The sequence below is a fragment of the Marinicellulosiphila megalodicopiae genome, from assembly GCF_045862395.1.
In the GTDB taxonomy this organism is placed as follows: Bacteria; Pseudomonadota; Gammaproteobacteria; order Pseudomonadales; family Natronospirillaceae; genus Marinicellulosiphila; species Marinicellulosiphila megalodicopiae.
The window spans coordinates 1,044,474-1,067,661 of sequence record NZ_AP023087.1 but is presented as its reverse complement, the minus strand read 5'-3'; the positions used below and the strand labels follow the sequence as shown (position 1 = coordinate 1,067,661).

Sequence of the window (23,188 nt, the reverse complement as noted above, 5' to 3'; positions counted from 1 at the left end):
ATTAAAAAAAGCGATTATACCACGATTTTGCAAATTTGAACGTTTGAGTTACAAACCTAAACGTTCGAAATCAAATTCTACGTCGGTTGCGTTATTTTCAATATGACCGATACAAGGCGCTTGAATAAAACGGTGTAAGGTTTCTAATATTTCTTGCTTGCAGTCCACGTGTTCAAAGGGCTCGTTAGCAATCCAACCCGCTAATTGGCAACCGCTGTTTTTGATCGCTTGCGCGGTTAATAACGCATGGTTGATGCAACCCAATTTAATGCCGACAACTAGTATGACGGGCATATTCATTTGATTGGCAATTTGACTCAACATTTGTACGTCATTTACAGGTACAAACCAGCCGCCCGCACCTTCCACCAATGTAGCATCATATTTGCGCATCATGGCGCCTTTTATGAAGCCTTCTAGTTGCGTTAACTGTACCGTGCGACCTATTTGTTTGGCTGCAATATGCGGCGCAATAGCAGGTTTTAAACAGATCGGATTAACCTGTTCGTATATTAATTTAATGCTGGCTGCGTTTTGAATTTGAATTGCATCGTTGTTTTGTAATTGACCGTCTACTTCTTGCGCACCTGCTGCAATGGGTTTTAAACCGATGGTGTGTTTACCCTGTTTATTCAATGCGTTTAACATACTGACGGTTGCGTAGGTTTTACCGCAATCGGTATCGGTGCCGGTTATAAAGAATGTGTTTTTCATTTTTTAGAAATCTTAATATAAATAATTTGATAGGTGGCAGGCAGACCTTCTGCGTCACGAAATTGTTCGTAATGCTTTTGCATGTCTTTGAATCGTTGTTTGCCTGTCAGGCCTGTATTTTTTTGCTGATTTACATTATGCGCGCCAATGCCTTTTAGATCTTTGGCTAAGCCTAGGACGCTTTTGTAATGCAACACTTGAGTCTGTTCGATGACGTCAAGATTCAAATCCAATTGTTCGCAAGCTTGTTGCCACATGTCTATATTATGGAATTGATTCACATGAGTTTGATCATCAACTGACTGCCACGATTGTTTTAACTCAAATAATGTATTTTCAGCTAGCGTTGCGATCCAAGCTTGGCCGTCTTGGGTTAAGATGCGTTTTATTTCACTTACCGCTTGGTTAATATCACTTAGCCATTGCAGAGCTAAACTTGAAATAACTAAATCAAATTGTTGTGTTTGAAACGGAAGATTTTCTGCGTCTGCGCAATGGTATTGTGCAAAAGGTGCGTTTGTTTTGGCAAACTCGACCATTTTTGCAGCTAAATCAACGGCATAAATAGACGCATCAAATTGTTGATTAAGCTGTTTAACCCCATAACCTGTGCCGCAACCTATATCTAAAACAGACAATGCATCTTGCTTTGGAAACTGCTTTGTAAAAACCGATAATAATTGATCGCATACGTCACGTTGAAATTGTGCATGTTGATCGTAACGGGTGGCCGCATTTGAAAACGACAACGCGATTTTTTGTTTATCCATTATGCGTTTTCCGCTAAGGATTCAAAGCATGAAATTAAATAATTCTGATACAACGCCTCATCTTCTAGAAAAAAAGCATGAGAGCCTTCAAATACTCGACTGTTGTCAAACAAACTTGATGCATCACTTGGTACTAACACATCTTGTTTGGCAAACCAGTGTTGATTATGAGTGTTTGCATTCACTTTATGTTGATCTAATTTAATTTCGTCTAACCATAACAATGAACGATGCAACGTTTTGATATCCACCGTTGATTCAGCATAAACCGATTTAAGCTGTTTTATAAGCGGTTTGGGTGCACCTTGGCAAACTAATTGTAAGAATTTTTTTTGTAAAATAGGATTAGGATTTTCAAACCCTTGGCAAAACTGTTTGTATTGTTTAGGTGCCATACCCAGTTGTTCGTCAACAAATTGAAGGTTGGTAGCAACGGTAACAACGGATTGAATATTAGGGTTAGTTTCTTGCCATTTAAGCGCAAGGTTTCCGCCTAATGACCACGCAACGATTAATAACGTTTCGTTTTTATATTGCGTGTCCCATTTTTGTATTTGCGCTTCAAAGGATATTTGAGCGCCGGTGTAATTTAATAATTCACATTCAATATTTAATGATTTTGCCACAGGTCGACAAAACGCTTCAATTAAATGTGCAGGGGTATTCCACCCAGAAAGCACTAACAACTTCATTATAAACTGCCTTCATTTTTTAATGTTTGTAGTGACTTAAATAATCGTTCTATGTGTGCTTCAGTGTGTGAAGCACATAACGTCACTCTTAATCTTGCGCTATTTTTTGGCACGGTTGGCTCACGAATCGCCGTTAATAAAATACCCTGCTCTAATAGTTTTTTTGAAATACTCATGGCTTTTTGACTGTCACCAATCATAATTGGTTGAATGGCAGTGTCTGATGGCCATAATATTAATTCTAATTCTTTGGCTTTTTGCTTAAAAAGTGCAATCAAAAAATTCAAATGCGCTCGTGCGTCATCCGCTTGTTTAACCAGCTCTAACGCTTGTATAGAAGTGGCCGCCAACGCAGGGGGAACCGCCGTTGTATAAATATACGTGCGAGAAAAATTCACTAAGTAGTCAATCATTTCTTGGCTTGCCAATACAAATGCGCCACTGCAACCAAACGCTTTGCCTAATGTGCCCATCATAATGGGAACGTCGTTGGCATTTAAATTATAATGACTGGCAGTGCCTTTGCCTTGTTCACCCAACACACCTACGCCGTGGGCGTCATCAATCATTAATAGACTGTCGTGTTTTTTTGCAAGGTTTGATAATTGGGTTAAATCGGCGCAATCGCCATCCATAGAAAACACAGCATCGGTGGCAATCATTACTTGATTATCATCAGTGCTTAACCAGTTTTCTAATGTGTCATATTGATTATGTGGATAACGTTTAAGTTTAGCGCCACTTAATAACGCGCCATCTATTAATGAAGCGTGATTGAGTTTGTCTTGATATAGGGTTGTGTTTTTATCACAAATGGCATCAATGACACCCAAGTTTGCCATGTACCCCGTTGAAAACGTCAAACAGGCTTCATAACCAAAAAACTGCGCCAGTTGGTTTTCTAACTCGTCATGACATTGGTGATGGCCATTTACTAAATGTGACGCACCCGAACCAAACCCATATTGCTTGGCAGATTTGCTAAAGGCTTGCTCTAAGGAAGGATGACTGGCTAAGCCCAAATAATCATTTGAGCAAAACGCCAGTACAGATTGACCGTTTACCGTTTGTAAAACGCTTTGTTTAGACTGAAGCGTTTTACGTGAACGGTAGAGGTTATTTTGCTTTTTAAGGGCTAGTTTCCCCGCAAAATCAAACGCTTTAGGCATGAGTGTTTGATTCTGACTCTTGGGTTGAATCGGTTGCTGAATCGGTTGCATCGTAAAACTGTTCGTTATTACGTTTAGGGCAACGCGAAGGTTCCCATGTTTTTAATGCTTTTGGATCCATTTTTTCAGGGTTAGCAGGGCGAATACCTAAACGTCTGAATAATTCTTTGTCTTCGTTAGCTTCAGGATTATCAGTGGTTAATAATTTTTCGCCGTAGAAAATAGAGTTAGCGCCAGCTAAAAAGGTCATTGCCTGCATTTGCTCGTTCATGTCTTCACGACCTGCTGACAAACGTACGTAAGTGCTTGGCATCGTGATACGCGCCACAGCAATCGTACGAATAAAATCAAATGGGTCTAAATCTTGTTGTAACTCTAAAGGCGTACCTTCCACTTTTACCAACATGTTAATTGGCACAGATTCAGGATGCGGTTGCATTTGAGCTAATTGAATAAGCAAGTTAGCGCGATCTTGTACTTTTTCGCCCATGCCCACGATGCCGCCTGAGCATACTTTCATGCCGGCTTTACGCACGTTACCTAGCGTATCTAAACGATCGCTGTAGCTACGTGTTGTGATGATTTTGTCGTAATATTCTGGAGAGGTGTCTAAGTTGTGGTTGTAGTAATCAAGACCGGCTTCAGATAACTGCTGCGCCTTGTCTTCATCTAACATACCCAACGTCATACAGGTTTCCATACCCATGGCTTTTACTTCTTTTACCATTTCGATGACATGAGGCATGTCACGTTGTGTTGGTGAACGCCAAGCAGCACCCATACAAAAACGAGAAGCACCCGATTCACGAGCCGCTTTTGCTTGTTGAATCACTTTACGAATGCCGATTAATTTTTCTTTTTCTAGGCCAGTGTCGTAATGAGCAGATTGTGGACAATATTTACAATCTTCTGGACAAGAACCGGTTTTAATCGACAAAAGTGTACTAACCTGAACTTCATTAGGATCAAAATTTTCACGATGGATTTGGGCCGCTTTAAACATTAAATCGTTAAAAGGTAAGTCGAACAACTCTAGTACTTCTTTTGTTGTCCAGTCATAGCGTAAAGGCGTTGCCATATCTTGATCTCGCAGGTCTAATTTTAAGGAAGCCGTATGATAATTGGTGCACCGCAGGAGTCAAACTTTGCCTTAAATAAAGTTTACCAATGGCTATTTGTTGAGCAAGCTTGCCAGCTTTGTCACATTCCAAGCAAAGAATCTATTTGTACACATTGCTATGAAACGCTGGATTTTAATATTTACGCTTGCCCGCACTGTGCGCACCCAAGTGAAATGGGCGAATTATGCAAAATTTGCGTGAGTCAGGCGTTTTATTTTGATGATGCTTTGGCGCCTTTTTTGTATGAAGGCGAGGTAAAAAATCTCGTTAAACAAATCAAATATTCTGGGGATTTTTACGCGTTACCTACTTTGTGCGAGCCGTTGATTCAACGCATAACCGTTAAACCCGATGCGATTGTGTATGTGCCGTCTCATGAATCTAGGCACCATCAACGAGGGTTCAACCAATCACAAATACTGGCCCAACACATTAGTAAACACTTACATACACCTATTTTTGATTGGATTAATCGAGTAAAATCCACACCGACTTTGGCTCAACACAGCAAAAAACAACGCGCCAAACTATTAAAAGGCGCGTTTCAATGTCACTCACAGGTGCCTGAACATGTGGCCATTGTGGATGATATTTTAACAACTGGCGCAACAGTAAATGAGCTAAGTAAAGTGTTGCGTAAAAAAGGCGCAAAACGCATCAGTATTTGGACATTGGCTCGCGCTGTTGCCCACTGATTTATTCACTCCTAAAAAGTTGCAAGCCTGTTGTTGGTCTATAGTTAATTAAGAATTCTTTTTTATGGGGCACCTGATGGCTCAACTTTCAATATTAATCGTAGATGACGCTAGTTTTATTAGAGACTTGGTTAAACGCAGCTTGCGCCAGCATATTCCTCACGCAAAAGTCGATGAAGCCATTAACGGACGAAAAGCCCAAATTCTTTTACAAAAAAACAAATACGATTTAATTTTATGTGACTGGGAAATGCCGGAGCTAAGTGGTATTGAACTGCTAACCTGGTTGCGTCCATTTGAAATTGAAAAGAACCGCCCTAAAACAGCCTTTATTATGGTTACTAGTCGTGGGGACAAAGAAAACGTAGTTGAAGCTGTAAAATCTGGAGTAACTGATTATATCGGCAAACCTTTTTCAGCGGAGCAGCTATTAACCAAAGTCATTAAAGCTTTAGGTGCTAAAGCCAAGCCACCTGCTGGGCGAAAAACGTCTGGCGACCCTGCCTTATTAGAAGAAGCGGTGAATCCATTATTAGCTAGCGCTGCCCCTAAACAATCCACATCCACCAATCAAAGCTCAAACCTATTAAATAGCAACAGTGCATCCAATCAATTAGTTGAAAAAAACAAACCAAAATCATCTGTGATTGTCGATAAAAAACCCATTGCAACTACAACCATTCGAACAGCATCAACTCAAGCAACGGTTAACATTAGAGACATTAATTTACAACAGGTTCTACTTGAAGTAGATGCCGACACCATCAAACCTCAAATACTTGAACAAGTTGTCATTGACATTCAAATAGGTGAAGGCATTGAAAACGTCGCTCGAATCAACACCTACGTGCATTTAGTTCAGGTAATTGGCACAACTCAAAGTAATCAATTATTAGTTAAACTCAATTATGTGGATGATGATGAAGACAAAATGATGATGCTCACTAAATATATAGCAAGCGTAAGAAGGTAATATGAACAAAATCAGAAATTTAGCCGTAATCAGCTTAAGTCTGTTAACACTAATAATTGCTATTAATGTCACCACTCATGCTCAAAAAATACTGCCTAGCTGCACACAAAACCAATCACAATACAGCATAATGATTGGTTGTTAAAACGTATCATTCATCAAGCTTAGATACTAATCGGTCTTTTGGAAATTCTAAACTAAAGGTGGAGCCTTCTTCGTATATTGATTGAATTTTTAACTTCCCTTGGTGATTTAACATTATGTGTTTCACTATCGCTAACCCCAATCCAGTGCCGCCACTGTCCGAACTTCTTGACTCATCAATTCTATAAAAACGCTCAGTTAAGCGATCAATGTGTCGAGATTGAATGCCAATGCCCTGATCTTTTACTTCAAGTGTTCCATTTTCATTCCATGTAATGAAGATTGTTGTTTTTTCATTACTGTAACGAATGGCATTAAAAACTAAATTCGAAATAGCACTGGTTATTAAAGATTGATCTCCACGAATGCACAGTTCGCTATTTGCTTTAAAAGTAATTTCTTGATTTTTTTCACCACTTAAAACACGTGCATCTTGTATGATCTCAACCATGATATCTGACACATCAATTTGGGACTGCCTTAACTCTGTATTTTGTTCTTCTAATTTTGATAAGGCTAATAAATCTCGAACTAAATTCTCCATGCGATTCGTTTGATTTTGCATTTGAACTAGGGGTTTGTGAAATGTGATTGGCAAATCCTCTTTGTAATCATCAAAGGTTTCTAAATACCCTTTTAAAACGGTAAGCGGAGTGCGCAATTCATGTGACGCGTTGGAAATAAAATCACGTCGAGTTTTTTCTAATTGCTTCATTTTCGAAATGTCACGTAACAACAATAATCGCTCGTCATTACCATATATTGTTTTAGTAATTTGGATATGTTTAGGTGGGTTATGCACAGTTTGAATTAACAATGCACTGCCTGGCTGTTGATCATTTAAAAATAGATGAAATCTAGGCTCACGAATTAAATTGGTAATTAATTGACCACTGTCCACTTTACGCTTGAGGTTTAATAAAGCTTGGGCAGCTGGATTCCACCACAATAATTGATTGTCTTTATTAATAATAACTACCGCATCGGCTAACGCTTCTGTAGATCCTTGTACTCGTTTTAATATGCGTTTGTATCGACCAATATCTTTAGAATGGGCTAATTGTTTAACTTGTAGGTGATCATAAATTTGCCCCCAGGTGCCAAAACTATCTGGTGGCAACGTTTTACTGCCACTTGCCAACCATTTTACTAATTCTAATAAATGATATACATGATAAGTAAGCAAAGAGATAAGAGTCAAAAATAGACATAAATAAGGGGCATCGAAAAACCAGCCGAATACCCAAGATGCAATTATTAGTAAAACAGTTCTAGAAGCCAGTCGGCCTTTAACATTGTGAATCATACTCAATACAGCTTAAAAAGTGCGATTTTAACAGACAAAAGCCGCCGTTAAATAGCGATTTTAGAGGAGAAACGATAGCCCGTTCCACGAACAGTTTGAATCATATTTTGATGCGGCTCACCAATAGCTTTTCGCAAGCGCCTTATATGAACATCAACAGTGCGCTCATCCACATAAACATTACCACCCCAAACTTGATCTAATAATTGTGAACGTGAATAAGCACGCTCACAGTGGCTCATAAAAAAGTGCAGTAATCTAAATTCTGTGGGGCCCATTTCTAATTCGTGTTCTTGTACACTGACACGGTGAGAATGTGGATCCAATATTAAACCATGAAATTCAATAGGCGTGGACTCATCTTCATCAATGGTTCGACGTAATACCGCTTTTAATCGTGCAACCAATTCTCGCGGTGAAAAAGGCTTGGTAATATAATCGTCAGCTCCTGCTTCCAAACCTAAAATTTTATTATCTTCATCGGCTTTTGCTGTCAGCATAATAATTGGAATATTTTTTGTTAAATCATCTCGTTTTAATCGACGCGCCAATTCAATGCCTGAGATATTTGGCATCATCCAATCTAATAATATTAAATCAGGTTGTTTATCAATAATAAGTCCATGCGCTGTTGATGCATCCCCTGCTTCTAACGTGTTATATCCTGCCATTTCTAATGCTGAAGCAATCATCTCACGAATAGCGACTTCATCATCCACAATTAAGATTGAGCGTTGAGACATGTTATTTACTCGATATCTGATGGTTTAAAGTGGCGTATTAGAACCTGTTTATATTACAGTTTTGTGACAGTACGAAGTAATTTTAATGACAGTATCATGTCAGTTTATCGATAAAGATACCGATAAATATACACATCCCAGCCCAAAAATTATGCAAAAATGCATTAAAACACTGCTGTTTTATTCTGTCTTTGGTTAACCATGCTTGATAAATAAAACATCCAGCCATAGCCAACACACCCAAATAATAAAACCAACCTGCCTCTATGTGACCGCCGAGTAATAAAAACGTAATAATTGACAAAACTTGCAACCCAATAATGGCAACGTTATCCATATCTCCAAAAAGAATCGCAGTGGATTTAACCCCTGCTTTTAAATCATCATCTCGATCGACCATGGCATATTGAGTGTCATAAGCTACCGTCCATAATAGATTTGCTGTGTATAAAAGCCAAACCTTACTATCAAGTGATTGTTCCAAAGCTGTAAAAGACATCACAATTGCCCAAGAAAATGCAGCACCCAATACAACCTGTGGATAAAACGTATAACGTTTCATAAAGGGATAAAGTGAAGCTAATCCTACCGCTACAACACTCATACCTATGGTAAATGGATTAGTAAACAACACCAATAAAAAAGCGACAAGAATCATAATACAAAATGTTTGCAGCGCAACTTTACTAGAAATTTCTCCAGTTACTAAAGGGCGCAGTTTGGTTCGACCCACTTTTCCATCTATTTTACGATCCGCAAAATCATTAATGATGCAACCTGCGCTTCGCATTATCACAACGCCCGATACAAATATAAATAACGTTGATAATGGCGGTAAACCATCAGCGGCTATCCATAACGCCCATAGCGTTGGCCAAAGTAAAAGTAAAATTCCAATGGGTTTATTTAAGCGAGTTAACCGTACAAGAGCGAAAAAAGTAGTGGATGTCATCATTTTATTTAATCTTTTTATTTTTGGTTTTTATTTAAAAAATCAGGTTCAAAAAATTCTGTTACTAATAACGGGTAACCATAAATGTTAAAAATAGACTGCCTTGCCCAATGCGATTTTTCAACATTTAATATCGTAATTGGTTGTCTTTGAATATGCTTGTGAGTAAAAAGAAAGTGACCCAAGGATTTATTTTGTAATTTTCCAATTCGACGTGTTTGATTATGAAATGTTTGCAATGGCACGAGGGTATGCGCTCTTACCACTATGTTTCCATTACATTTCAAATTGACTTTTCGACACCACAAACGATCAATCTTGAATTGTTTATTTTTCAATGCCTGTCTAAAAAATTGCTTGGCTTGGCTGTTGTTAATCCAACATTCACTGACCACTTCAACTTGAAAATCACCAAAGTGATTCTGAAGTTTTGTAGTTAGGCTGGATTGATTGAGCAACCAAGCACGCAATATTGCATTGGGCTTGGTATGTGATTGAGCAATAGACTTAAAATTACCTTCAAAATGCGTTAATTTTTTAGGCCAGTTTGATTCATTTATTTGCTGCATCGCGCTCAACTAGGTATTGAGCCACTTCTAGAATAGTTTGGCGATTAGGAACCATTTTAGTGGTGATTAAGTATTTACCATTCACAATTAATGTTGGGGTGGCATCAACTTGAGTCGAAATTTTTTGTGCATTGTCTACCATCGATTTAACCGCAAATGATTTACTTGTTGAAATAAAACGATCTTCACTAATACCAAAGTTAGAATAAAACTGGGCAAAATCTTCAAGTGATCCTATTTTTGCACGTGTTATATGAATGGCATCAAACAATTTGCCATGTGCTTGCTCAGGTACATTCAATAATTGTGCGGTATAAAACGCCGTTGCTTGAGTATTGAATTTTGCATTCCACATTACTGGCACTGGCTCAAATGCAATTTCTTCAGGGGCGGATTTACGCCATTGCTTTATAAAAGGTTCAAACGCATTACAATGAGAGCAGCTATAAGAAAACACCTCCCAAATTACGCCAATTTCGCCTTTTTTTAATTTGTATTCCAAGGGCTCATTTAATACAGACCAATGCGTGCCTTCAACAAATAGTAAAGGGCTATCAGCCGCTACGTCATTAGATTTATCTGAACATGAAGAAATAGTCATAAAAGTAACTATGGCAAAAAATACAGTTTTAATATAAATATTCATAATAATTATCCAAAAAAAAACCCATCATAAATGATGAGTTTTTATAATCAAATGTTAATTCTTATTTTGCATCTTTTTCAACAAGATATAGTGCGATATTAAGCATTTCTTGGTTTGTGCCGGCCATTTCACCTGTAATCAAATATTTACCATTTACGATGATATTAGGTGTCCCTTCTACTTCACCGTCGCGTGATACAGATTCAGCAAATGCAGTGCGCGATTGAACCGCAAAAGATTCAGCCATCGCCATGAATTTATCGGAATCCACACCGTAATTTGCATATATATTTGCGAAATCTTTTAATGATCCCACTTGTTTTTTGGCTGTATGAATTGTGTTAAAAATAGCATCATGAGACTCAGCTGGTGCTTTTAAAAATTTAGCGGCATAAAATGCTTTCGCTTGAGTAGCAAAAAATGGGTTATTCCAATATACAGGAACATGTTCAAACACCACATTTTCAGGCTTTGTTTTTAACCAAGATTTCACATATGGCTCAAAATTAAAACAATGGCCGCAGCTATATGAGAATACTTCCCAGATCACACCTACTTGTCCTTCTTTCAAAAAAGTAGGAATAGGTTTTTTCAAAAGGCGGTAGTTTTTACCTTCTACATATTCTTTATCTGCAGAGATTGCTGTCGTGCTTAAAAAAGTCATTATGGCGAATGCCGAAACTAATTGAATTATTCTTTTCATATTTACTCTCATTAAGTTGGATAAACTCAGCTTAGTGTATCTTAAGTGAATTAAGTTTCAAAAAAAATGCAAAAAAAAGCGACCAATTGATCGCTTTTATCATTATTCAATATTTAAGATTAATGCAGGCCGTTAATGTAACTAGACAATGCTTCAATTTCAAAATCTTTTAATTTAAATGCAATGGTACGCATAATCTTAGTTTCACCATCATTAACACGAACTGAATCAGATGGAATTTCATCACGGTAACCTAAACGGTACGCTTTTAATTGTGACTCAATATAATCTGCGTGTTGACCTGATAGACTTGGAATGCCACCAGGAGCATTACCACTACCTGTTGGAGAATGACATGCTGTACATGCAGGAACTCCGGTTTCAGAATTACCTGCTCTATATAATGATTGACCTAATTCAACTAAAGCGGGATCTGCGTTACCGATGGTTTTTGTTTGCATAGATAAGTATTTTGCCACTTCTTCAACCATATTATCTGGTAAAGCGGTGATAGGAGCAGCCATAAGCGCGTTTACGCGATCGCCTGATTTAAAATCGTTAATTTGTTTGATCAGGTATTTTTCATTTTGGCCAGCAAGTTTTGGAACAGTTAGCAAATCACTTTGTCCTTTTCCCTTTTCGCCATGGCAAGCCACGCAATTCACACTGAAAAATTCTTCGGCAGTTTGAGCAAATGTATTAAATGACGCAACTAGCGTTAATAATCCCAATAGTGTTTTTTTCATCGTTTTAGTCCAGAGGGTTTAAGTAATCAATCAAATTGTAGTATAGGTATTTTGAAACACATAGAAAACCTCTATATATATTCGCAACCTAACTATTATAAAAACGCGCATGATACGGGTATACAAATAAGTTGCAATACCTTTTAGTAGGTGCATTGAGAAATAGATGCCTAAATTATGTGCTTAGGTCTATAATAGCCAGTTTTTTGATTGGAAATAATTACATGGGTTACCCTTACGAAAATTGTCAGTTCTTTAAAAGTGCACAACTGGTTAAACAATGTCCTGCGGATATTGGCCGCGAGGTAGCATTTGCAGGACGATCCAATGCGGGCAAGTCCAGTGCATTAAACACATTAACTGGTCAAAAAAAATTGGCTCGAACCAGTAAGACTCCAGGTCGTACTCAGTTAATGAACTACTTTGACTTTGGTATAGAACACCGTTTTCTGGTGGATTTACCTGGTTATGGTTTTGCTAAAGTTGCTAAGAGTGTTAAAGATGAGTGGAACAAACATCTTGCTGAATACCTAGAAAAACGCCGATCATTAGTAGGTTTGGTTATTTTGATGGATATACGCCACCCTTTAAAAGAACACGACATGGAAATGATTCAATGGGCAATCAGCAGTGAACTTGCATTAAGAATAGTGTTAACTAAGTCTGATAAATTAAAACGCGGCCCAGCTCAATCTACTTTATTGAAGATTCGTCAACAGTTTAAACAGTATGATTTTGTTAGTGTGCAAACATTCTCAAGCTTAAATCACGATGGCGTTAAAGAATTACGAAAATTTTTAGATCATAATTTAAATATTGAAGCAATTGATCCAGAACAGGAAAATATCACTGAGGAATAACCATTGAGGAATAACCATGACACGCTTGCTTAAAACTGGATCATTAATTAGTTTATTAGTTGTTAGTTCATTTTCATTGGCATACAAACACGACGGATTTCAATGGTCAGCAGGCGTTGGTGGTAGCTTTTCTGTACATAATTCATTGCAAAACAATCAATATGACACCACAAAGCAAAATGCTGGATACGCCTATAATATTGATTTAGGTTACGGGTGGACAAATCGATTCAGCACTTTTTTATCTATCCATAATGTTGTTTTTCAAAGTCAATTAGATGACGTGGCCTCACCTGAACCACTGCTAATGCAATTAGCATATGTCGGCCCTATCATTCGCTTTTATGGTAAGTCCAACCAACCAAGCTGGTATTTTCAATCTGGGGTCGGTTATGGATATCATTCAGTTTCAGAACTTTCCTCAATTCCCAAAGTTTCAACAAGTAGACACGCAGGTAATGCCACTACATTTGGCATTGGTTATGAGGTGGATATGTTTTGGACCATTGGCTTGGATTATATCTATGCAGATATTCAATCAGAAACCTCTAATGAAGATTTAAGACTGTCCTCTCATGGTCTTGTTTTTAGTTTAAACCTGCACCCTCGATCAACTTACTAAGTACGAACGCCATGTTTTGAGAATCATAAGGTGGCAATATATATCCAGCATATTGCCCTTTGGGGTTAATCAAAATCATCATGTCCGAATGGGCAACTAAATAATAATCATTATTTTCTTGCTGTTTTTGAACTTGATACGAAAACCCAAATCGAGCTGCAAACTCATTTATATCAGTCTCTACCCCTGTTATTCCTAATAAATCCGCGTGGAATGCTTGAGTGTATTGCTTAATAACAGCAATTGAATCACGCTGTGGGTCGATGGTGACAAACCACGATTGAATAAATTGAGCATCAATTGATTGTTCAGCAAGTATGCGCATCATGATACTTGTATCGGCTAAATTAGTGGGACAAATATCTGGGCAAAAGGTGTAACCTAAATTGATAATTGTCCACTTTCCATTTAACCATTCATTTGTCACTGTTTGATTATTTTCATCAATCAATTCAAACTCAGGAATTGTTTGTGCATGATTAAACAAATGAATATTTTCAAATGCCGCTGCATTTTTACTTTGCTTGGTATGATTCCAGACATACACTGATAAAGTAAATAACACACCTAATAGAATAGAAATCATTGGAATCATTTTTTGCATGAGCGCATCTCAACATTTTAAGTATTTAAAGTATATCAATAAAAGTTGGGTTTTGGCTTGGCCTATTATGCTAGCTAATTTAGCAACCCCTGCATTGGCTATGATTGATGCATCTATATTAGGTCATTTGTCTAATCCTGCTTTTTTAGCTGCTCTGAGTATTAGCACCGGTTTATTTGCCTATATTTTATGGGGATTTAATTGCATCAGTTTAAGCTGTTCAACATTTACAGCCACTGCAAATGCCCAACAAGACTTCCATTTAGTTTGCAATCGTTTATACCAATACAGTTTTATTTCTGTATGCACTGCAATTATTTTATTTATTGCGATTCAAATTGGATTGGATCCTTTATTAAATTTAATACAGGTTTCTAATAATTTAAAAACATTTGTAAGCACATATTTAAAAATTATGTCCTTTGGAATTGTACCTTTATTATTTATTCAAGCAGCCATTGCATGGTTTACGGGTATTAAAAGACCCAAAATAGCACTTTATGTTTTAATCATCAGTAGCACAATTAATGCAATATTAGATGTGTATTTTGTATTTGTTTTAAATATGAATATTGACGGAGTTGCGCTTGCTAGTGTCATTGCACAATTTATCACAGCTTGTTTTGTTTTAATCTTCATTTTGTTTTCAATTAAAAACAACGCCTCTAATTATTCACTAGATCCAACTATTTGGATTAAAAACAAACAGGTCTTTGATTTTGGTGGCACCCTTTTATTACGCTCTGGGATTTTATTAAGTGTCTTTTTAATTTTTAATTTAAAAGGTGCATCAATAAATGAAACCACTGCTGCATCCAATGCATTATTACTCACCATTGTTGTTTTAATTTCTTCGGTATTGGATGCATCAGCAAGTTCCGCACAGGTACAAATAGCCAATCATCCTAAGCAGCAATCATCCATATTAATATCAACATTTGTTTTGATGTGTTGCTTTGTTTTCGCATTTCTTGTTTTAATTTTATCAATAGGAAAACTCTATTTAGGTTTTATGTCTAATCAAACAATGATACTTGAACAAGCCTATCAATACCTACCATGGATCGGTTTATTATGCTTAACCAGCTGTACCAGTTATTGGTTAGACGGAGTATTTTTAGGTTGGCAAAAAAGCAGTTGGATGAGAAACAGCGTGTTAATAGCAGCGTTGTGTGGTTTTTTCCCGTGGACATTCGGGTTTAATTTAACAAACCATCAATTATGGTTCTGCTTAAATTTATTTATGTTTTACCGAAGTTTGGTGATGTGGATTTATTTTTTACAAGAAAAAAATCGCTTAAAAAATAAAGTATTCGAATCGTAATAATCCTAAAAACATGATCCTATCACTATCTATTACTTCGATATTTAAGATTCCCTAATCACTATTTCCCATCTCTCATACGATAATTTTATATATTGTTAAAGAATTTAAAATCCAAGCCGATAACTCTACCAGCGGGTTCTACCAACGGGTTTTTATTTATTTTAAACAATGGGGATAACATGAAAAATGGCTTAAAACTCTCCACTCAACTTTACGCACTTAGTGGCTTTATTGTTATTTACGCTTTTGTTACGTCTATTATTAATCACAGCCATACCATGAAAGATTATTTAGATTTACCCATTACACTTAAAACCGAGAATACAAGTAACATGTTAAGTGAATTGATTACTACTGATTTAGGTAATCAAAATTATTCCGCAATCATGGATATATTGGATACTTTTGTATCCACTCACCCGCTATCGTTACTCACACTTAAAGACAATACCGATCAATTGATTTTTGAATACGCTCCTGCCAATAATTTAACTGATTCGGGTATTTTTAGATTTTTTAGAATTGACACTCCCATATATAATTTAATAATCAAAGTCGACAACTTAAGTTATGCATTGCAAGTTCAAATTCATTCCACCGAATTTAATACAACTTTATGGCAATATTTTACTCGCACCCTCGCAACCACACTGCTTTTGGCACTGATAGTTTTAATCGTCATTTGGCGCTTAATTCAAACGATCACAGATTCTTTATCAGCCCTAGAAAAACAAGCGATTGGAATTTCTAAAAAACAATACAATCAAAATAACATCCCCGGATTTACATTAGAATTTAAAACCCTAGGCCATGCCTTTAATCAAATGAGTAAGAATATTAAACGCAGCTTCGAAGAGCACACTCAAAGTAATGAAAAATTAATTAAACAAGCTTTTGTTGATAGTTTGACGAATTTACCAAATAGACGAGCGGCTCAAAACTTTTTTGAACAGCACCAACAAAGTAAAAACACTGACAATGACGCACTATGGATCTTTTTAATATCATTACCCTCTTTAAAAGACATCAATGACAATCAAGGTTATGGTGACGGAGATTTATATGTACAAGATGTGGCCAATAGCATTAAAAATACATTAATAGAAATGACCGATTTTCGCTTATTTCGATTATCTGGTTCTGAATTTTTATTGAGTTTAAGTAATCAAACCATTGATCATCATTTAATCACTATACAGCTTACTACTTTATTTACTGCAAAAACTAAAAAAATGCATAAAGATGGGTTTGCCTCATTTATTACCCTTGAAGTTTTACCAGACATGACATTTTCAAATGTATTATGTCACGCTGACAACAGTTTAAATCAAAAGCTCATTCTTCAATCCCATGAAAATGCAAAACATGAATTTATCAGTAGTTCAAAAACCAAAACTCAATGGCAGGGTATTTTAAAAAATTATGAACAGTCAGCTGAAATATTAGATTTAAATCGATCTAATTCTAAAATATTCACGTACAGTATTTCAGAATTTTTACACCGCACTCATGTATTAACTGCATTTATTAATTTAAGTATTCAGCCTATTTATTCAAAAGAACATACTGTTTTATACAATGAAAGTTTTGTGCGTTTTATAGATAGTGGACAACCATTAAATACTTCCGAGGTATTTGCTGCAGCAGAACGCTTAAATATCGCTCAAACTTTGGAACGCACTATCATTACTTATACATTAAGAAACTTGTTAAATCAAAATCGTGATAATAATCAAGAAATAGAATATGGAATTAATATCAGTAACAGCGCCATTGCAGATTCAAATTTTACTGAGTGGTTAATCAACTTTTTATTACATTTAAAAAATGGCCTGCCTAATTTAGTATTTGAAATTAATGAATCTTGTGTATTGAATACGCCCAAACAAAGTAAAAAATTCATCAATGCAATTAAACAATTACATTACAAAATAACCATTGATCGATTTGGCTCAAGCTTCGTCTCATTTAAATATATTAAAGATTTAGATATTGATTATGTAAAATTGGATGGCAGTTTTATTCAGGATATTCAAAGTAATGACACACAATTTTTTGTGCAATCTACTACTGATATTTGCCATGGAATCGGCATTAATGTGATCGCCTCGCATATAGAAAGCAATGAGATTTATGAGATTTGTACAAATTTGTTTATTGATGGGTTCCAAGGATATTCTTTATCAAGCGAGATCGCCTCGCCTGATGAAGAATAGTGCAAGATTTTTAAAAAGTTTGTAAATTAACTCACGCTGATTTTGATTCACAAAATACTTGAGGGTCACGAATAATTCGATGCGGCTTTAAGCCGTGTTTTTCTGTGATTTCACCTAAGCCCAAAAAGCGCTGAGTGTTTTCATCAATTAAGCGATAAAATCCTAATGGTTTATCTTGAGATACAAATTGACCTGATAAAATAGTTTTACATTCCTGTGCATTTAATACAATTGCATCTAAACCCAATACGGGTGAATCCGCTCGCTGCAATAATGGATCTAACAATTCATATGTCTCACCATTTTTTTCTTTTATTTCTGCCAGTTCATCAAGAGTAATACATTGATTGATATCGTAATGACCGTGTTTGATTCGATGCAACATACTGACATGTGCGCCACAACCAATTAACTGACCTAATTCATCAACAACTGAGCGTATATATGTGCCTTTGGCACAGTGTACTTCTAAGTCAATTTCGTCTTCACGAATCGCTAAAATTTCACATTTGTCGATTCGGGTTTTTCGAGATTTCACTTCAATTTCCACCCCTTGACGAGCAAGTTTATACATCGGCACACCATTTACTTTAAGTGCACTGTATATCGGTGGAACCTGCGTGATCTCTCCCATTAAGTTATCTGCAATTAACTGCTTAATGTCGTCTTCGTTTAATTGTGGAACGGGTTTGGTTTCGGTCACTTCTGAGTCACTGTCACAACTTGCTGTGCGAATACCAAGCTTTGCGGTGGTAATATAGCCTTTATCACTGTCTAATAAAAACTGTGAAAACTTGGTACTTTCACCCAAACAAATCGGTAATACTCCAGTTGCCAAAGGATCAAGCGCGCCGGTATGACCTGCTTTATTTGCGTGAAACATCCATTTTATTTTCTGTAAAACTTGATTAGACGTGAAGCCAGTAGGTTTATTTACTAACATCACACCATCAATATCTCTTCGGTTTCTACGCTGTCTGCCCATTACACTTCTTCGTCTGTTTCGTCATCTTGAATATTTTGCGCATCTTGTGTGACAGCTTGAGAAATCAAATTCGTCACGTGAGTGGCTCGCTCAATGACTTCATCATAATGAAAACGTAATTCAGGAACGATGCGAAGTTTTAAACCTTTACCTAATTGAGTACGTAAAAAACTCGAAGCGTTGTTTAACACTTTTGTGCAATCTTTACGATAAGACAATTCATCAACATCTGCCTGGCTACCAAATGGCAAACAGGTAAAATAAAGTTCAGCATAAGATAAATCTTTACTGATGGTTACTTGATTAATCGTTACCATTCCAATGCGAGGGTCTTTCACTTCACGCTGGATAATATTAGCGACGTCTTTTTGGATTTGATCGGCAACCCGATCGGTTCTTGCGTATTCTTTTGCCATGATTCGGCACCTCTTAAAATGCAAAAAAGCCTCACACCTTCACTTTACAGTTTAGGGGCAAGGCCTTTTTAGGGAAGTAGTGTTTAGCTCTCTAATGTACGAGCAAACTCATTAACTTCAAATACTTCGATTTTATCGCCGACTTTCACGTCACGATAATCTTTAACGCCGATACCACATTCAGTACCTTGACGAACGTTTTCAACATCATCTTTGAAACGACGTAGCGACTCTAATTCACCTTCGTAAATTACAACGTCTTCACGTAGTACACGGATTCGCTTGCTCTTGTAAACCGTACCTTCCGTTACAATCGATCCAGCAATCAAACCAAACTTAGGTGAGTTGAAGATATCGCGAACTTCTGCGTAACCTAAAATATTCTCACGTAACTCAGGCTTAAGCATACCGTTAAGTGCTGATGTTACATCATCTAGAATGTCATAAATAACACTGTAATAACGCATATCGACACTATTGGCTTCAATCAATTCACGTGCTTGGTTGGTTGCACGAACGTTAAAACCAAAGATCACAGCATTTGATGTCATGGCTAAGTTAGCGTCTGACTCAGAGATCGCACCCACACCGCTTGCCACAATATTCACTTTAACTTCATCGTTGCCGATTTTCATTAATGAACCTTGTAGCGCTTCTAGAGAACCACGAACATCGGTCTTAACGATGATGTTCAAGCTTGAAACTTCACCCGCTTCCATATTGGCAAACAAGTTGTCTAGTTTCGATGCTTTTAAACGAGCCGCTTCAGCAACACGATGTTTTTCACGACGGAACGCGGCCACTTCACGAGCTTTACGCTCAGATTCAACGACGATGAACTCATCACCTGCATCAGGTGTACCATCTAAACCTAGGATTTCGACAGGAATTGATGGACCACTAACCGTTGCTGGTGCGCCATTTTCATCTAAGATCGCACGAACACGACCGTAAGTTTCACCAGCTAATACGATATCGCCTTTATTTAACTGACCAGATTGCACTAACAATGTAGAAACTGAACCGCGTCCTTTATCAACACGGGACTCAATCACCACACCTTTAGCTGGACCGGTTGGGTAAGCTTTTAATTCTAAAACTTCAGACTGTAATAATACTTGCTCAAGTAATTCATCAATGCCTTCACCAGAATGTGCAGATACAGGTACGAAAGGATATTCACCACCCCAATCTTCTGGAGAAACGCCTTTAGCCGCTAATTCGCCTTTCACACGTTCTGGGTCTGCGCCTTCTTTGTCCATTTTGTTGATAGCAACAACCATCGGAACACCAGCGGCTTGCGCATGCTGAATCGCTTCTTCAGTTTGTGGCATAACGCCATCATCTGCTGCAACAATCAAAATCACGATATCGGTTGCTTTCGCACCACGAGAACGCATTGCGGTAAACGCGGCGTGACCTGGTGTATCAAGGAACGTGATCATACCGTGATCGGTTTCAACGTGGTAAGCACCAATATGTTGAGTAATACCACCTGACTCGCCTGCGGTGACACGAGTGCGACGAATATAATCAAGTAACGATGTTTTACCATGGTCCACGTGACCCATAACCGTTACAACAGGAGCACGAGTAATTTGCTCACCTGCGTATTCAATATCCATTGCCTTGTCTTCGATTTCATTTTCGTTAACAAGTTTAAATTTATGGCCCATTTCTTCAATTAATAAAATGGCAGTATCCTGGTCTAACACAGTATTTTGGTTAGCCACTTCACCCATTTTGAATAATTCTTTAACAAGCTCTACCGTCTTCATACTTAGCTGTGACGCTAGGTCTGTTAACGTAATTGCTTCGCCGATTCCAACTTCTTTAATGACTGGAGCCGTTGGTTTTTCAAACTGATGTTCGCGACTTGCTTTAGACTTACGACGACGACCACGACGTAGCGTACCTTCATCATCTCCAACAACATCCATAATCTGTTGATGGCGGTTGCCTTTTTTCTTCTGTTGCGGACGGTTTGTGGTATTACGTGCTTTTTTCTGTTCTGATTCTTTATCAGCTGAAGCAACAGGTTTTACCTTGTTTACTTTTTTCTTATGCTCAGGTTTGTCTGCATTTGGTGCATTAACCACAGGCTTAGCATCATTAGATTCAGGTTTAGCCTTTGGTTTATCAGACTTATTTTCTGCTTCTTTTGCTTTAGGCGCTTGAGCTTTTTCTTCAGCAGGTGCGTTGTCTTTTGCAACTTTCGCTTCTTTCTCAGCTTTTGCTTGAGATTCACGTAAACGCGCTTGATCTAATTTATCATCTTCTTGACGACGTTTATCAACAGCACTTACTGGCGCTTCAACGGCTTTTTCAGCTTTTTTCTCAACAGGTGCTTCAGCTGCTTTTTCAACTACAGCTTCAGGCTCTGTTTGAGCAGGTTTTACATAGGTACGTTTTTTACGCACTTCAACATTTACAGCTTTTTTACCCGCTTTTAATGTTTCAGTTTTTTTACGCGTTAACGTTACTTTTTTCTCAGCAGGTGCATCAGCACCACCATGACTTTTTTTCAAATGAGCCAATAATGTTTTCTTCTGCTCTTCGGTGACGGCATCGCTGTCTTTTTTATGTGGTAAACCACTTTCCTGCATTTGAGACAATAATTGTTCTACAGGTGTACCCACATCTTCGGCGAGTTTTTTTACGGTTACTTCTGCCACGGTTTAATCCTCCCAGAGCACTCATTATTCGGCAAACCAAGGAGCACGAGCAGTCATAATTAAGACTCCTGCACGCTCTTCGGTCATATCATCTATATCTAATAGGTCGTCAACGGATTGCTCTGCTAAATCTTCCATTGTGATAACCCCTTTGCTGGCCAACACAAATGCTAAGTGCTGATCCATACCTTCCATTTCAAGTAAATCTTGAGCTGGTTCGGCTTTTTCTAATTTTTCTTCACTTGCTAATTCTTGAGTCAACAATGCATCTTTCGCGCGTTTACGAAGTTCTTCAATAAGATCTTCATCAAACCCATCAATCTGCATCATTTCTTCCATTGGCACATAAGCTAATTCTTCTAAACTTGTGAAACCTTCGCTTACTAGATCCGCTGCAAGATCTGAGTCGATATCCAATTTATCAGTGAATAATTTGATAAATGCACCTGATTCAGCCTGCTGCTTCGCATTCGCTTCAGAATCACTCATCACATTAATTAACCAGCCAGTTAATTCAGTGGCTAAACGTACGTTTTGACCACTGCGGCCAATGGCCATAGCAAGGTTATCTTCTAATACAGCAACATCCATTGTGTGGGTTTCTTCATCCATCACAATTGACGCTACTTCAGCCGGTGCCATCGCGTTAATGACTAACTGTGCAGGATTATCATCCCAAACAATAATATCAACTCGTTCACCGTTTAATTCATTAGTGACCGCTTGAACACGAGAACCACGCATTCCGACACAAGCACCAACTGGATCAATTCGACCGTCATTGGTTTTTACTGCGATTTTGGCACGAGAACCATGATCACGCGCACAGGCACGAATTTCGATCATTTCTTCTTGAATTTCTGGCACTTCAATTCTAAATAACTCAACTAACATATCGTTATTAGTACGAGATAAAATCAATTGAGGTCCACGACCTTCATCTTCAATACGCTCTAACAAAGCACGTACTCGATCACCCATTCGGAACATTTCACGTCCGATTAGGTTATCACGTAATAATGCACCTTCTGCGTTATTACCTAAATCAATGATCAGCGCATCACGTGTTACTTTTTTCACAGTACCGTTTAAGATTTCGCCAATGCGATCACGGTATTGTGCAACTGTCTTAGCACGCTCAGCTTCACGTACTTTTTGTACGATGATTTGTTTTGCAGCTTGAGCTGCAATACGACCAAAATCAGCATTTTCAATTTGCATGCTATAGGTGTCACCAGCTTTTAAAGTGGCATCATATTCTGTTGCCTCTTCAGTTGTTAGCTCTGTACCTAATGCTGCCATTTCATCGTCAGAACGAACTAACCAATAACGATGAGTGATGTACTCACCCGTTTTGCGATCGATGCTTACACGAACGTCTGCATCACCTTCTTCGTCTTGATCAAATCGTTTTTTAGCAGCACCTGCTAAAGCTAATTCCATAGCTTCAAAAATGATGTCTTTTTCTACGCCTTTTTCGTTGGCAACCGCATCAATAACCAGCAGAATTTCTTTGCTCATGTTCACTTCGCTCCACGGA

At 37.6% G+C, this 23,188-nt stretch carries 24 protein-coding genes; 7 read left to right on the top strand and 17 right to left on the bottom strand.

Annotated elements, in window-relative coordinates; all coding sequences use genetic code 11:
- Nucleotides 1–48 precede the first annotated feature (48 nt).
- Genes bioD through bioB form a run of 5 tightly spaced genes read right to left on the bottom strand, consistent with a single transcriptional unit; the run spans nt 49 to nt 4,423 of the window.
- Nucleotides 49–714, bottom strand: a complete 666-nt coding sequence (gene bioD, locus TYM08_RS04540) for a dethiobiotin synthase (RefSeq protein ID WP_422381781.1) — start codon at nt 712–714, stop codon at nt 49–51.
- On the bottom strand, nt 711–1,484 hold the full coding sequence (gene bioC / locus TYM08_RS04535) for a malonyl-ACP O-methyltransferase BioC (RefSeq protein ID WP_422381780.1): 774 nt from the start codon (nt 1,482–1,484) through the stop codon (nt 711–713). The genes bioD and bioC overlap by 4 nt, the downstream gene beginning before the upstream one ends.
- A complete protein-coding gene (locus TYM08_RS04530) occupies nt 1,484–2,176 on the bottom strand; it encodes a hypothetical protein (RefSeq protein ID WP_422381779.1) in 693 nt (230 codons plus the stop codon). Before TYM08_RS04530 ends, bioC begins: the two co-directional genes overlap by 1 nt.
- Nucleotides 2,176–3,396 (bottom strand): 8-amino-7-oxononanoate synthase, encoded by a 1,221-nt coding sequence (gene bioF, locus TYM08_RS04525; protein ID WP_422381778.1) that lies wholly within the window; start codon nt 3,394–3,396, stop codon nt 2,176–2,178. Before bioF ends, TYM08_RS04530 begins: the two co-directional genes overlap by 1 nt.
- On the bottom strand, nt 3,338–4,423 hold the full coding sequence (bioB, locus tag TYM08_RS04520; protein WP_422381777.1) for a biotin synthase BioB: 1,086 nt from the start codon (nt 4,421–4,423) through the stop codon (nt 3,338–3,340). The genes bioF and bioB overlap by 59 nt, the downstream gene beginning before the upstream one ends.
- Before the next feature lie 36 nt (nt 4,424–4,459).
- Here bioB and TYM08_RS04515 point away from each other — a divergent pair, with 36 nt between their 5' ends.
- From TYM08_RS04515 to TYM08_RS04505, 3 genes are all read left to right on the top strand, one after another.
- Nucleotides 4,460–5,161 carry a ComF family protein gene (locus TYM08_RS04515; protein WP_422381776.1) on the top strand — a complete coding sequence of 234 codons (702 nt, stop codon included), beginning with the start codon at nt 4,460–4,462 and terminating at the stop codon, nt 5,159–5,161.
- Nucleotides 5,162–5,237: 76 nt separating this feature from the next.
- A complete protein-coding gene (locus TYM08_RS04510) occupies nt 5,238–6,134 on the top strand; it encodes a response regulator (RefSeq protein WP_422381775.1) in 897 nt (298 codons plus the stop codon).
- Nucleotide 6,135: 1 nt separating this feature from the next.
- The gene (locus TYM08_RS04505; protein ID WP_422381774.1) at nt 6,136–6,279 is read left to right on the top strand and encodes a hypothetical protein; all 144 of its coding nucleotides are present in this window, start codon (nt 6,136–6,138) and stop codon (nt 6,277–6,279) included.
- Between the two features lie 6 nt (nt 6,280–6,285).
- Here TYM08_RS04505 and phoR read toward each other — a convergent pair whose 3' ends face one another.
- From phoR to TYM08_RS04470, 7 genes are all read right to left on the bottom strand, one after another.
- Complete coding sequence (phoR, locus tag TYM08_RS04500) at nt 6,286–7,584, bottom strand: phosphate regulon sensor histidine kinase PhoR (RefSeq protein WP_422381773.1); 1,299 nt, start codon at nt 7,582–7,584, stop codon at nt 6,286–6,288.
- Nucleotides 7,585–7,631: 47 nt separating this feature from the next.
- Nucleotides 7,632–8,327 (bottom strand): phosphate regulon transcriptional regulator PhoB, encoded by a 696-nt coding sequence (phoB, locus tag TYM08_RS04495; RefSeq protein ID WP_422381772.1) that lies wholly within the window; start codon nt 8,325–8,327, stop codon nt 7,632–7,634.
- A gap of 94 nt (nt 8,328–8,421) precedes the next feature.
- Complete coding sequence (gene ubiA, locus TYM08_RS04490) at nt 8,422–9,282, bottom strand: 4-hydroxybenzoate octaprenyltransferase (protein ID WP_422381771.1); 861 nt, start codon at nt 9,280–9,282, stop codon at nt 8,422–8,424.
- 14 nt (nt 9,283–9,296) lie between these two features.
- Nucleotides 9,297–9,848, bottom strand: a complete 552-nt coding sequence (locus TYM08_RS04485; protein ID WP_422381770.1) for a chorismate--pyruvate lyase family protein — start codon at nt 9,846–9,848, stop codon at nt 9,297–9,299.
- Nucleotides 9,832–10,494 (bottom strand): thiol:disulfide interchange protein DsbA/DsbL, encoded by a 663-nt coding sequence (locus TYM08_RS04480; RefSeq protein WP_422381769.1) that lies wholly within the window; start codon nt 10,492–10,494, stop codon nt 9,832–9,834. The genes TYM08_RS04485 and TYM08_RS04480 overlap by 17 nt, the downstream gene beginning before the upstream one ends.
- Nucleotides 10,495–10,555: 61 nt before the next feature.
- The gene (locus TYM08_RS04475; protein WP_422381768.1) at nt 10,556–11,197 is read right to left on the bottom strand and encodes a thiol:disulfide interchange protein DsbA/DsbL; all 642 of its coding nucleotides are present in this window, start codon (nt 11,195–11,197) and stop codon (nt 10,556–10,558) included.
- A 119-nt stretch (nt 11,198–11,316) separates the two neighbouring features.
- Nucleotides 11,317–11,943: a c-type cytochrome gene (locus TYM08_RS04470; RefSeq protein ID WP_422381767.1), complete on the bottom strand. Its 627-nt coding sequence runs from the start codon at nt 11,941–11,943 to the stop codon at nt 11,317–11,319.
- A 224-nt stretch (nt 11,944–12,167) separates the two neighbouring features.
- Here TYM08_RS04470 and yihA point away from each other — a divergent pair, with 224 nt between their 5' ends.
- Together yihA and TYM08_RS04460 are read left to right on the top strand one after the other, a co-directional pair.
- Entirely contained in the window at nt 12,168–12,803 is a 636-nt protein-coding gene (gene yihA / locus TYM08_RS04465; RefSeq protein ID WP_422381766.1) for a ribosome biogenesis GTP-binding protein YihA/YsxC, read from the top strand.
- A 16-nt stretch (nt 12,804–12,819) separates the two neighbouring features.
- Nucleotides 12,820–13,425 (top strand): outer membrane beta-barrel protein, encoded by a 606-nt coding sequence (locus TYM08_RS04460; protein ID WP_422381765.1) that lies wholly within the window; start codon nt 12,820–12,822, stop codon nt 13,423–13,425.
- Here TYM08_RS04460 and TYM08_RS04455 read toward each other — a convergent pair.
- Complete coding sequence (locus TYM08_RS04455; protein WP_422381764.1) at nt 13,391–14,029, bottom strand: SCO family protein; 639 nt, start codon at nt 14,027–14,029, stop codon at nt 13,391–13,393. The genes TYM08_RS04460 and TYM08_RS04455 overlap by 35 nt on opposite strands.
- A 67-nt stretch (nt 14,030–14,096) precedes the next feature.
- Between TYM08_RS04455 and TYM08_RS04450 the strand changes: the two genes are divergently transcribed.
- Nucleotides 14,097–15,353 carry an MATE family efflux transporter gene (locus tag TYM08_RS04450; protein ID WP_422381763.1) on the top strand — a complete coding sequence of 419 codons (1,257 nt, stop codon included), beginning with the start codon at nt 14,097–14,099 and terminating at the stop codon, nt 15,351–15,353.
- Between the two features lie 182 nt (nt 15,354–15,535).
- Entirely contained in the window at nt 15,536–17,572 is a 2,037-nt protein-coding gene (locus TYM08_RS04445; RefSeq protein ID WP_422381762.1) for an EAL domain-containing protein, read from the top strand.
- Nucleotides 17,573–17,603: 31 nt separating this feature from the next.
- Here the strand turns inward: TYM08_RS04445 and truB are convergent, their stop codons facing one another.
- The 4 genes from truB to nusA form a co-directional block, all read right to left on the bottom strand.
- Complete coding sequence (gene truB, locus TYM08_RS04440; protein ID WP_422381761.1) at nt 17,604–18,557, bottom strand: tRNA pseudouridine(55) synthase TruB; 954 nt, start codon at nt 18,555–18,557, stop codon at nt 17,604–17,606.
- A complete protein-coding gene (rbfA, locus tag TYM08_RS04435) occupies nt 18,557–18,973 on the bottom strand; it encodes a 30S ribosome-binding factor RbfA (RefSeq protein ID WP_422381760.1) in 417 nt (138 codons plus the stop codon). Before rbfA ends, truB begins: the two co-directional genes overlap by 1 nt.
- 83 nt (nt 18,974–19,056) lie before the next feature.
- The gene (gene infB, locus TYM08_RS04430; protein WP_422381759.1) at nt 19,057–21,648 is read right to left on the bottom strand and encodes a translation initiation factor IF-2; all 2,592 of its coding nucleotides are present in this window, start codon (nt 21,646–21,648) and stop codon (nt 19,057–19,059) included.
- Nucleotides 21,649–21,672: 24 nt separating this feature from the next.
- Nucleotides 21,673–23,169 (bottom strand): transcription termination factor NusA, encoded by a 1,497-nt coding sequence (gene nusA, locus TYM08_RS04425; RefSeq protein ID WP_422381758.1) that lies wholly within the window; start codon nt 23,167–23,169, stop codon nt 21,673–21,675.
- Between the last annotated feature and the right edge of the window lie 19 nt (nt 23,170–23,188).